General features: G+C 71.9%; 9 protein-coding genes. 4 read left to right on the top strand and 5 right to left on the bottom strand.

What is annotated here, in order from left to right:
* Positions 1-36: 36 nt before the first annotated feature.
* The 4 genes from ACFT5B_RS13915 to ACFT5B_RS13900 all read right to left on the bottom strand — a co-directional run bounded on the left by ACFT5B_RS13915 (position 37) and on the right by ACFT5B_RS13900 (position 3544).
* Entirely contained in the window at positions 37-2151 is a 2115-nt protein-coding gene (locus tag ACFT5B_RS13915) for a right-handed parallel beta-helix repeat-containing protein (protein ID WP_386799233.1), read from the bottom strand.
* 192 nt (positions 2152-2343) lie between these two features.
* Positions 2344-2880, bottom strand: a complete 537-nt coding sequence (locus ACFT5B_RS13910) for a GNAT family N-acetyltransferase (RefSeq protein WP_386799231.1) — start codon at positions 2878-2880, stop codon at positions 2344-2346.
* An 87-nt stretch (positions 2881-2967) separates the two neighbouring features.
* Positions 2968-3321 carry a type II toxin-antitoxin system PemK/MazF family toxin gene (locus ACFT5B_RS13905; RefSeq protein WP_386799229.1) on the bottom strand — a complete coding sequence of 118 codons (354 nt, stop codon included), beginning with the start codon at positions 3319-3321 and terminating at the stop codon, positions 2968-2970.
* Positions 3308-3544, bottom strand: a complete 237-nt coding sequence (locus tag ACFT5B_RS13900; protein WP_386799227.1) for a ribbon-helix-helix domain-containing protein — start codon at positions 3542-3544, stop codon at positions 3308-3310. The genes ACFT5B_RS13905 and ACFT5B_RS13900 overlap by 14 nt, the downstream gene beginning before the upstream one ends.
* 107 nt (positions 3545-3651) lie before the next feature.
* On the opposite strand from ACFT5B_RS13900, the gene ACFT5B_RS13895 reads away from it, so the two are divergent.
* Positions 3652-5643 (top strand): amino acid transporter, encoded by a 1992-nt coding sequence (locus ACFT5B_RS13895; protein ID WP_386799225.1) that lies wholly within the window; start codon positions 3652-3654, stop codon positions 5641-5643.
* 106 nt (positions 5644-5749) lie between these two features.
* On the opposite strand, the gene ACFT5B_RS13890 is transcribed toward ACFT5B_RS13895, so the two are convergent.
* Positions 5750-6379 (bottom strand): NADPH-dependent F420 reductase, encoded by a 630-nt coding sequence (locus ACFT5B_RS13890; RefSeq protein WP_386799223.1) that lies wholly within the window; start codon positions 6377-6379, stop codon positions 5750-5752.
* A 492-nt stretch (positions 6380-6871) separates the two neighbouring features.
* Between ACFT5B_RS13890 and kdpF the strand changes: the two genes are divergently transcribed.
* From kdpF to kdpB, 3 genes are all read left to right on the top strand, one after another.
* Complete coding sequence (kdpF, locus tag ACFT5B_RS13885) at positions 6872-6964, top strand: K(+)-transporting ATPase subunit F (RefSeq protein ID WP_386799221.1); 93 nt, start codon at positions 6872-6874, stop codon at positions 6962-6964.
* 10 nt (positions 6965-6974) lie between these two features.
* The gene (kdpA, locus tag ACFT5B_RS13880) at positions 6975-8648 is read left to right on the top strand and encodes a potassium-transporting ATPase subunit KdpA (protein ID WP_386799219.1); all 1674 of its coding nucleotides are present in this window, start codon (positions 6975-6977) and stop codon (positions 8646-8648) included.
* A gap of 224 nt (positions 8649-8872) precedes the next feature.
* Positions 8873-10933 (top strand): potassium-transporting ATPase subunit KdpB, encoded by a 2061-nt coding sequence (gene kdpB / locus ACFT5B_RS13875; protein ID WP_386799217.1) that lies wholly within the window; start codon positions 8873-8875, stop codon positions 10931-10933.
* Positions 10934-10958: the final 25 nt, after the last annotated feature.

The following is a 10958-nucleotide window of genomic DNA, read 5'->3' as shown; positions in this document are numbered from 1 at the left end:
GGAGCCCCCGCCCGACGACGCCGGGTCAGCGGGTCGTCACAGCCCGTGCGAGGGCTGCACCCACGTCGAGGGGGCGGGCGGCGCGACGACCGTCGGACGGTCGTTGCACGTGATCGCGTTCGGCGTGTACGGGGCGAGCCAGTTGGTGCCGGGGTGGTACTCGGCGTTGTTGTCGATCCCGTCGTTGCCGCCGAGGTCGTCGATGCCGAACTCCGACCCCGCGGCCGTGAAGTTGAACGACCCGCAGTTGTTCACGCCCCACCAGCCGATGTTCCGGACGTCGGTGTTCTGGATGGTGGCGTGCCCCGCAGCGCGGGCGATGAGGACGTCGGTCCCGGCGCCGTCGACCCGCACGTCCTTGATGTGGACGTTCGGCACGGAGACCTTGTCCTTGACCCCGTAGTCCGACACGACCATGAGCGCCGCGTACGTGTTGTCGAGGAAGTGGTCGCCGGTGATCTGGATGTCGGCGTCGATGCTCTTCTCGAGCGCGTAGATCCACAGCGCGCCGAGCCCGAAGTTCCAGTTGAGCTCGCGCGGGCCGCCGCGCACCGTCGTGTTGTCGGCGACTGCGATCGTCCCGGCGAACGCCGTGGCGCCGAAGCGTGAGCCGAGCTGGATCGCCGAGCCCTCGCGGATCGGGTCGGAGACCAAGTTGTTCGAGACCGTGAGGTCCCGGCCGCCGTACAGCGCGATGCCGTTCGCGAGGACCGGCGTCTGGACGGTGTTGTGGTCGAACGTGTCGTTCGCGTCCTCGGTGCCGTCGGACCACATGGCCATCGCGTCGTCGCCCGTGTTGCGGAAGGAGTTGTTGCGGACGACCGAGTCCGTGACGCCGGTGTGGAAGTTCAGGCCGTCGGCGATCTGGTCGGCGACGACGTTGTTGGTGATGCGGAGGTTCGTCATCGGGCCGTCGACCCAGATCCCGACCTTCGTGTGGTGGATGTACAGGCCGTCGATCGTCGAGTCGCTGAACGCACCGCCGATGCCGTTGACCTGGTCCGTGTCGATGCGCTCGCGCACGTCACCCTCGATCGCGAACCCGGACAGGTGCACGTTCGTCGAGCCGCCGTCGTCGGCGGACTTCCCGTAGAAGCCCACGCCCGTGTGGACGGAGCCGTCCGCCGCGGGCTCGTCGAGCGTGACCTGGTGGCCCTTGAAGATCGTGTACCAGGAGCCGGCGCCCTCGATCGTGACGTCGTCGACCACGACGTGCCGGTTCACCTGGTAGGTCCCGGCGGGGACGTAGACCTTGAGGTGGTGCTTCTGCGCGAACGCGATGGCCTTCTCGAGCGCGGGCGCGGAGTCGCGCCGGCCCGTCGCGTCGGCGCCGAACAGCAGGGCGTTCGCGGCGACCAGGTCGATCTTCGGGCCGGCGACACGCTGGGTGTCGAGGACGTCGATGGTCGTCGTGGCCGCCGTCGCGTTCTTCGGCACCTCGAGGCGCAGGGTGGCTCCGGCGGGCAGGGTCCGGCCGAGGAGCACGCGCTGCTCGTCGTAGAAGTGGTTGGGGCGGAACGGTGCCGGGAACGTCGTCGTCGTGCCCGGGGAGCAGTTGCACTCCACCGTCCACCAGTCGGGCTGGATCGACGTGGTGAGGGTCGGGTCGTTGCTGAACGGGTACGCGTTGTACAGCCACGCGTACTGCGAGGTGAGCGTGACGGTCTTGGCGAGCGCGCCCGCGCCCTTGCCCGACGTCGTCACAGCCAGCGGCGAGGTGATCCCTCCGCCCTGCGGTGCGTCCGGGATCGAGTAGCGGACCGTGATCGCGTTCGTGGCCTTCGCCAGCGTGAACTCGACGTACTCGCCGCGGTCGAGGCTCACCGCCGACCGGCCCGACGCCTCGGCCGGGAGGGTGTAGGCGTCGCGGCCCGGCCCGATCACCGTGCCGTTCGTGACCGCGTTCTCGGCCTCGTACTCGGTGACGCCGAGGGAGGCGCCGCGGCCTGCGGTGAGCGACGGGTCGATGCCCGCCGTCGTGACCTTCGTGGGGATCGGGCCCTGGGGCTTGCCGTGGGCGAGCGCGGCGCCGCCGGTCGTGGCGACGAGCCCGAGCGCCGTCGTCAGGGCCGCGGTCGTGGCGACGGCTCGTGCGGTGGCGATGCGGTGGGGCCGCCGGGGCTGCCGGGGTCGGGGGAGCTGTCGTGTCATCGTCGACTCGTCTTCTCTCGGTGGAGACGGCGGCCGCGCGGGCCGCAGCCGCGTCGTCGCGGGCTGGGGCGAGCGTAGGCCTGTGCGCAGGAACCTCACAAGATGCGGGTAGAGAACCGTCATCGAACTGTGAGGTTCTTGCGCAACCTTGCGTCAAGACCCGACTGTGCGGCAGCCGGACAGCGTGCCGTCTCAAGGCCTCGCTGCGGACCAGACCCCGAACCACTGCTCGGTGCCGTAGGCCTCGAGACGCTTGACCTCCGCGAAGCCCAGCCTCACGGCGAGGCGCACCGCGGCCTCATTGGCAGTCTGGGTAGCGAGGACGACCGGCTCGCCGGGAAGTGCATCAGCGAACCAACGGAGCGTCGCCGCGCAGGCCTCGGTGGCATAGCCCTTTCCCCACGCGCTCGGCAGGAACAGGTAGCCCAGGTCGACCTTGCCGGCTGCAGGACGGATCTCGTAGCTCGCGTCGCGTCGTTCCAGAGAGACGACTCCGATCGTCGCCCCGTCGAACTCGACGACGAATCCGCCCGGACGCTGCCTCGGCACCAGGGGTACCAGACGCTCGAGCTCGTCACGCGGCTGTGGCCCGCCGATGAAGGCGCTCACCTCGGGCGAGGCGTGCAGCTCGATCACCACGGCACGATCCTGGGCTGCCGGTGCGCGCAGCACGAGGCGTTCGGTCCTGATGGGGGTCGGTGGCCACTCGACGGATCCAAGCTCTGCCATGCCGGCACCCTACGGGCGGCGTCGCAGCCGACTGTGGAACATGCGGGATGGGGTGGTGAAAGCTAGGCCCCTTCGATGGGCCGGCCCCTAGCGTCCGAGGCCGAGATGCAGGAGCAGGGCCTCGTCGAGCGCCGCGACGGTCGCGACGTCGAGAACTCCCACACGCCCGACGAACCGCTCGACGTCGAGCGACCGGACCTGCTCGGCCTGAGCCTTCGAGTCGTGGTCGAGCCCGGCCTCCCGGGCCGGGACCAGGACCTGGAACGGCAGGACCCGCGCGACGTTCGTCGTCAGCGGCACGACAGTGAGGGCCCCGCGGCCCGAGCGCTGCGCCGCGCGGTTGCGGGCGTCGTTCGAGACGATCACGACGGGACGCACCTTCGACTCCTCGGTGCCGCGAGCCGGGTCCAGGTCGACCCGCCAGACCTCACCGCGCCGCACGGTCGTCCTCGAGCCCGTCGCTCGAGGAGCGGTCCCAGGCCTCCCGGTCCGACGAGGCGTACCAGTCCTCGTCCGCCTCGAGATAAGCGGCTTCGAGGTCGCGGTCGCGGAGGGCTCGCACCGCGTCGTGCAGCGCGGCCGAGCGGGACGGCAGCTCGAGGCGCCGCGCATACGCGTCGAGGAACGACAGATCGGTAGCTGGCAGGCTCACACTCACCTTCATACCCATGATCCTACCGAGGGTAGCCGTCGAACGAGAAGGTCCCAGGTTCGCCGCGGCGCCGCGGGTGGCGGATCATTCTCCGAGTGTCGATAGCAACACCCAGCCGGGTGCGCAGGTTCCTGCTCGCCGGGTACGAACGCCGCCCCGCCCGCGAGCAAGGTCCCCACGGCGTCCCCGAGGAAGGGAGCCGACGCCACCGCTGGTGGCAGGTCATGTGCCTGTCCGGCGTCGACTACTTCTCCACCCTCGGCTACCAGCCCGGCATCGCGGCGCTCGCGGCCGGCGCCGTCGCCCCCGTCGCGACGCTCGTCCTCGTCGCGCTGACGCTCGGCGGAGCGCTCCCCGTCTACCGCCGGGTCGCGCGCGACTCGCCGCACGGCGAGGGATCGATCGCGATCCTCGAGCACCTCCTCCCGTGGTGGGCGGGCAAGGTCTTCGTCCTCGTGCTCCTCGGGTTCGCGGCCACGGACTTCGTCATCACCATGACGCTGTCCGCCGCCGACGCCGCGGCGCACGCGGTCGAGAACCCGCTCATGCCCGAGGCGCTCCGCGGGCAGCACATGGCGATCACCCTTCTGCTGCTCGCCGCGCTCGCCGCCGTCTTCCTCAAGGGCTTCCGCGAGGCGATCAGCATCGCCGTCCCGCTCGTCGGCGCCTACCTGCTGCTCAACGTCGTGGTCGTCGGCGACGCGCTCTGGCAGGTCGCGACCGCGCCGCACGTCGTCACGCAGTGGCGGAACCTGCTGAGCGTCGAGCATCCCGACCCCGTCGCGATCGTGCTCGTCTCGCTCGTCGTCTTCCCCAAGCTCGCGCTCGGCCTGTCGGGGTTCGAGACGGGCGTCGCGGTCATGCCCGAGATCCAGGGGCGTCCCGGCGACACCGAGGCCAAGCCCGTCGGCCGGATCCTCGGCGCCAAGAAGCTCCTCACGACCTCCGCGGTGATCATGAGCGCGATGCTCGTGCTGAGCTCGTTCGTCACGACCGTCCTCATCCCCGCCGACGACTTCCAGCCCGGGCAGCCCGCCAACGGCCGCGCCCTCGCGTACGTCGCGCACGAGTACCTGGGCGCCGGGTTCGGGTCGGTCTACGACGTCGTGACGATCCTCATCCTCTGGTTCGCGGGAGCGTCCGCGATGGCCGGGCTGCTCAACCTCGTGCCGCGCTACCTGCCGCGCTACGGCATGGCGCCCGAGTGGACGCGCGCGCGACGCCCGCTGGTGCTCGTCTTCCTGTTCGTCGCCGTCGTCATCACGCTGATCTTCAGGGCGAGCGTCGACGCGCAGGGCGGCGCGTACGCCACGGGCGTGCTCGTGCTCATCACGTCCGCGGCCGTGGCCTGCACCGTGTCCGCGCGCCGCGCGGGCGAGCGCCGGGCGACCGTGATGTTCGGGCTCGTGGCCGCCGTCTTCGTCTACACGACGATCGCGAACATCGCCGAGCGTCCCGACGGCCTCCGGATCGGCCTGGTGTTCGTGCTGGCGATCGTGGTGCTGTCCGCGGTCTCGCGGATCGGGCGCTCGTTCCGGGTGCGCGACGCGGGCGTCGTGCTCGACGACGTCGCCCTCCGGATCCTCGACGACACCGAGCCCGGCGAGGCCGTGCAGCTCGTCGCGCACGAGCCGCCCGGCGCCGACGACGACATCCCCCTCACGCCCAAGGCGCGCGAGGCCGCGCTCGCCCGGCGGGGCCGGCCCTCGTTCCGCGTCGGGCGGGCCGAGTACACGGCCAAGGCGGCGGAGGTCCGGCGCCTGCGCCGCGTGCCCGACGACGTCCCCCTCGTGTTCCTCGAGGTCACCGTGCTCGACTCGTCCGAGTTCGAGGAGCGCCTCGAGGTCCGGGGCGAGTACCGGTACGGCTTCCCGACGCTCACCGTCGCGAGCTCCAACGTGGCGGGGACCATCGCGTCCGTCGCGCTGGCCGTGCGCGACCGGACGCGCGTCCCACCCGAGATCTACGTCGACTGGGAAGAGGGCAACCCCGTCAGCCGTATGGCGCGGTACCTGCTGTTCGGCACCGGCGAGGTCGGGCCCATCACGCGCGAGGTCCTGCGCTCCGCCGACCCGGACCCCCGGACCCGCCCCGTCGTGCACGTCGGCTGACCACGCTCGCCGAGGGTGACGCCCGGTTCGCCGAGGGTGACGCGCGGTTTGCCGAGGGTGACGCGCGGTTTGCCGAGGGTGACGCGCGGTTCGCCGACGGTGCCAGTCACGGGCCGACGAGCGCGAAGCCCCCGTCCCAGGTCGTCCCGCCCGACGCGGCGAGCGTCATCTGCAGGAAGCCGAGCGCCTCGAGCTCCCGGGCCCGCTTGAGGTTGCCCGCGTCGACGCCCCGCAGCCCTGCGGCGTTCGCAAGATCGATGACGGCTCGCCGTGCGCCGTCGTCGTCGCCCGCGACGAGCACCGCGAGGGGCGCGCCGCTCAGCGTCCCTCGCTCGAGCGTGGCAGCGAACGTGGTGCTGAACGCCTTGACGACCTTGGCCTCGGGCGCGGCCTCCTGGATCGCTGCCGTGGCCGAGGAGTCGGTCGGCACGACGAGTGCGTCGAACGTCGCGAAGTTGACCGGGTTGGTGATGTCCACGACGATCCGCCCGGCGAGCGCCTCACGCTGCTGACCGGCGACCTCGGTCGCCGCCGAGAACGGGAGCGCGAGCACGACGATCTCGCCGGTGAGCGGGTCGCCGAGCGTGCCCGGCGTGCCGGCGCCGAGCTCCGTCGTGACCCTCCGCGCCTCGGTCGGGTCCCGGCTCACGACCTGGAGATCCGCGCCCGCGTTCTTCGCGACGCCGGCGATCGCGCGAGCCATGCCGCCCGCCCCGATGATGCTCACGCTCGTCATGCCGTCCTCCACGTCTCAGGTCCGACGGGTGCTCCCAGAGTCCGTCCGCACGCTCGACGGCGCACTCCGGCCACCCTCGGCCGCGAGGTAGCGCCTTTCGCTCGACGTAGCACGGAGTGCGCGCTACCTCGGGCGAAAGGCGCTACTTCGGCGAACGGAACGTCACCGTCGGCGAGCGGAGCGTCACCGTCGGGGGGCGGAGCGTCACCGTCGGGGGGCGGAGCGTCACCGTCGGCGGGCGTCCGTCACCGGGGCGTCAAGATCCTCCGGACCGCCGTCAACGTTCCGTCAAAGCGACCGGCCGGGCCCTCGGGCGCGCCTAGAACGGGAGGTGCCCCGGCACACGCGGGGCCGCCCGGCGCCGTCGGGCGACGAACCGTCCGGAAGAGGTGCGCGGCTCATGGCCGACCTCGTCTACGTCCTGATCACGGTGGCGTTCTTCGCCGCCGTGGCTGTGGTGTCCCGCCGCGGCATCGGCCGAAGGGAGGGGCGATGAGAGCGGAGGACTGGGTCGGCCTGATCGTCGCCGCCGCCCTCACCGTCTACCTGTTCGTCGCGCTCCTGCGCAGCGACAAGGTCGGGTGACGGCGCCACCATGAGCACCACCACCGAGGCGTGGTTCGCCGTCGCGCAGATCGGCGTCCTGCTCGTCCTCCTCTCTGCCGTGCACCTGCCCCTCGGCGCATACATGGCCCGCGTCTTCACCAGCCCCCGCCACCTGCGCGTCGAGTCGGCCGCGTACCGCGCGGTCCGCGTCGACCCCGACGCCGAGCAGACGTGGCGCGGCTACCTGCTGTCGCTCCTCGGCTTCTCGATGGCGTCGATCCTGGCCCTCTACGCGCTCGGGCGTCTCCAGGCGCACCTGCCGCTCAACCTCGGCTTCAGCGGGCTCGACCCGTCCGGCGCCTGGAACACCGCCGTCTCGTTCGTGACCAACACCAACTGGCAGTGGTACTCCGGCGAGGCCGCCGCGGGGCACCTGCTCCAGATGCTCGGTCTCGCCGTCCAGAACTTCGTGTCCGGCGCCGTCGGCATCGCGGTCGCGATCGCGCTCGTGCGCGGCTTCTCGCGCTCGCTCACCGACGGGCGGGTGGGCAACTTCTGGTCCGACCTGGTGCGCGCCAACGTGCGCATCCTGCTCCCCATCGCCTTCGTCGCCGCGATCCTCCTGGTCGCGGGCGGTGTCATCCAGAACTTCCTCCCGCACGAGGCGATCACCACCGTCGGCGGCGGCAGCCAGGACGTCCTCGGCGGACCCGTCGCCTCGCAGGAGGCCATCAAGCAGCTCGGCACGAACGGCGGCGGCTTCTTCAACGCCAACTCCGCCCACCCGTTCGAGAACCCGAGCGGCTGGACCAACATGCTCGCGATCTTCCTGACCCTGATGATCCCGTTCTCGCTCCCGCGGACCTTCGGGCTCATGGTCGGCGACCGCCGCCAGGGCTGGGCGATCCTCGGCGCGATGGGCGCCCTGTTCGTCGCCGCCGTCGGTCTCCTCACCTGGTCCGAGCTCGCCGGGCCCGGCGCCGCGCCGGACGCCGCGGGCGCCGCGATGGAAGGCAAGGAGACCCGGTTCGGGCTCGGGGCCAGCGCCCTGTTCGCCGCCACGACGACGCTCACCTCCACCGGCGCGGTCAACACCACGCACGACTCGCTCACCGCCCCCGGCGGCGGGCTCGCCATGTTCGACATGATGCTCGGCGAGATCGCGCCCGGCGGCGTCGGCTCGGGCCTCTACGGGATGCTGGTCGTCGCGATCGTGACCGTGTTCCTGTCCGGGCTCATGGTCGGCCGCACGCCCGAGTACCTCGGCAAGAAGATCGGGCAGAAGGAGATCACGCTCGTCGCGCTGTACGTGCTGACGATGCCGCTGCTCGTGCTCGTCGGGACGGGCGTCTCCGTCGTCACCGGCGCCGGGCTCGCCGGGCCCCTCAACACCGGCCCGCACGGGCTGTCCGAGATCCTCTACGCGTTCACGTCCGCGTCCAACAACAACGGCAGCGCGTTCGGCGGGATCACCAGCGGCACCCCGTACTACAACACCCTCCTCGGCCTCGCGATGCTCGTCGGCCGGTTCGTGCCCATCGCGCTCGTCCTCGCCCTCGCCGGGCGGTTCGCCTCGCAGCCCGCCGTCCCCGCGTCCGCCGGCACCCTGCCCACCCACAAGCCCCTCTTCGTCGGGCTCGTCGGGGCGGTCGCCGTCGTCGTCGTGGGCCTCACCTTCGTCGCCGCCCTGTCGCTGGGCCCCGTCGTGGAGTCGCTGTCATGAGCTCGTCGTCGTTGTCGCCTTCGGCCGCTGCCTCCGCGGGGGGCGGGGCGGGTCTTCCATCCGCGCCGCTCGTTCCTCGCGACGCTCCCGCCAGACCCGCCACGACCCGCCCCACCCCCCGCTCCGGCCGCGGCCTTCCCGGTCGCAAGCCACCGCGCTCGCTGACCTTGGGTGCGCTGGGCGCGGCCGTGCCGGCCGCGGTGCGGAAGCTGGATCCTCGGCAGATGTGGCGGGTGCCCGTCATGTTCGTCGTCGAGGTCGGGGCCGCGCTCACGACCGTGCTCGCCGTGGTGGAACCCAGCGTGTTCGCGTGGGTGATCGCCGTGTGGCTGTGGATCACCGTGCTGTTCGCGACGCTCGCCGAGGCCGTCGCCGAGAGCCGCGGGCGGGCCCAGGCGTCCAGCCTGCGCGCGACGCAGCGCACGACGACGGCGCGCAAGGTCCAGGGCACGTCCGACCAGCTCGCGTACGGGTCGGGGCTGGCGGCGCTGCCCACCGTCGAGGTGGCGTCCTCGCAGCTGCACGTCGGCGACCTCGTCGTCGTGACGGCCGGCGAGACGATCCCCGGCGACGGCGACGTCGTCGAGGGCGTCGCGTCCGTCGACGAGTCCGCCATCACGGGGGAGTCGGCTCCCGTCATCCGCGAGTCGGGAGGCGACCGGACGGCCGTCACCGGCGGCACGACGGTCCTGTCCGACCGGATCGTCGTGCGGATCACCGCGGAACCCGGCCAGACGTTCGTCGACCGGATGATCGCGCTCGTCGAGGGGTCGGAGCGTCAGCGCACCCCCAACGAGATCGCGCTCAACGTGCTCCTGGCGTCGCTCACGATCATCTTCCTGCTCGCCGTGGCGACCCTGCAGCCCATGGCCGTGTACTCGCACGCCCGCCAGTCGCTCGTCGTGCTCGTCGCGCTGCTGGTCTGCCTCATCCCGACGACGATCGGCGCGCTCCTCTCGGCCATCGGCATCGCCGGCATGGACCGGCTCGTGCAGCGCAACGTGCTCGCGATGTCCGGGCGCGCGGTCGAGGCCGCCGGCGACGTCGACGTCCTCCTGCTCGACAAGACCGGCACCATCACCTACGGCAACCGGCGCGCCAGCGCGCTCCTGCCCGCGCCGGGTGTGGACGCCGACCACCTCGCCGAGGCCGCCCAGCTCTCGTCGCTCGCCGACGAGACCCCCGAGGGCCGGAGCATCGTCGACCTGACCCAGGCCGACTACGGCCGCCCCGCCCTCGCTGACGACGCCCTCGTCGGCGCCACGCTCGTCCCCTTCAGCGCGTCGACCCGCATGTCGGGCGTGGACCTGCCCGGCAGCGCCGACGACGGCGCGGCGTCGGCAGTCCGGCGGGTGCGGAAGGGCGCGGCGAGCGTCGTGCACCAGTGGGTGCGGTCCACCGGCGGCGAGTCGTACGACCGTCCCACGGACCGCCCGTCCGAGCATGCGCTCGTCGCCAAGGCCGTGGACGCCGACGTCGAGTCCGTGAGCGCCCAGGGAGGCACCCCCCTCGTCGTCGCGGAGCAGGTGGGCGACGCGCCCGCCCGGCTGCTCGGCGTCGTCCACCTCAAGGACGTCGTCAAGGAGGGGCTCGTCGAGCGGTTCGCCGAGCTGCGCGCCATGGGCATCCGGACCGTCATGGTCACGGGCGACAACAAGGTCACGGCCCGCGTCATCGCGGACGAGGCCGGCGTCGACGACGTGCTCGCCGAGGCCACGCCCGAGGACAAGCTCGCGCTCATCCGTCGCGAGCAGCAGGGCGGGAAGCTCGTCGCGATGGCGGGCGACGGCACGAACGACGCCCCCGCGCTGGCCCAGGCCGACGTCGGCGTCGCGATGAGCACGGGGACCACGGCCGCGAAGGAGGCCGGCAACATGGTCGACCTCGACTCCGACCCGACCAAGCTCATCGAGATCGTCGGGATCGGCAAGCAGCTCCTCATCACGCGCGGCGCCCTCACGACGTTCTCCATCGCCAACGACATCGCGAAGTACTTCGCGATCATCCCGGCGATGTTCGTGCTCGCGTTCCCGCAGCTCCACGTGCTCAACGTCATGCGCCTGCACAGCCCCGAGTCGGCGATCACGTCGGCGATCGTCTTCAACGCGCTCGTCATCGTCGCGCTCATCCCGCTCGCGCTGCGGGGCGTGAAGTACCGCGCCGTCTCGGCCGTCGCCCTGCTCCGCCGCAACCTCTGGCTCTACGGGCTCGGCGGCCTCGTGGCGCCGTTCCTCGGCATCAAGCTCATCGACCTCGTCGTCTCGCTCGTCCCGGGCCTGCGCTGAGCGCCCGGACCGCTCGAGAACCAAG

This window comes from Luteimicrobium sp. NPDC057192, assembly GCF_042670205.1.
Lineage (GTDB): Bacteria > Actinomycetota > Actinomycetes > Actinomycetales > Cellulomonadaceae > Luteimicrobium.
The sequence above is the reverse complement of the archived record's forward strand: the minus strand, read 5'-3'. Positions and strand labels throughout refer to the sequence as shown.

Excerpts from the sequence above, each read along its gene's own strand:
- kdpA (WP_386799219.1), top strand. The coding sequence starts at position 6,975 with ATGAGCACCACCACCGAGGCGTGGTTCGCCGTCGCGCAGATCGGCGTC.
- kdpB (WP_386799217.1), top strand. The coding sequence starts at position 8,873 with ATGTGGCGGGTGCCCGTCATGTTCGTCGTCGAGGTCGGGGCCGCGCTC.
- kdpF (WP_386799221.1), top strand. The coding sequence starts at position 6,872 with ATGAGAGCGGAGGACTGGGTCGGCCTGATCGTCGCCGCCGCCCTCACC.
- ACFT5B_RS13915 (WP_386799233.1), bottom strand. The coding sequence starts at position 2,151 with ATGACACGACAGCTCCCCCGACCCCGGCAGCCCCGGCGGCCCCACCGC.
- ACFT5B_RS13900 (WP_386799227.1), bottom strand. The coding sequence starts at position 3,544 with ATGAAGGTGAGTGTGAGCCTGCCAGCTACCGATCTGTCGTTCCTCGAC.
- ACFT5B_RS13890 (WP_386799223.1), bottom strand. The coding sequence starts at position 6,379 with ATGACGAGCGTGAGCATCATCGGGGCGGGCGGCATGGCTCGCGCGATC.
- ACFT5B_RS13910 (WP_386799231.1), bottom strand. The coding sequence starts at position 2,880 with ATGGCAGAGCTTGGATCCGTCGAGTGGCCACCGACCCCCATCAGGACC.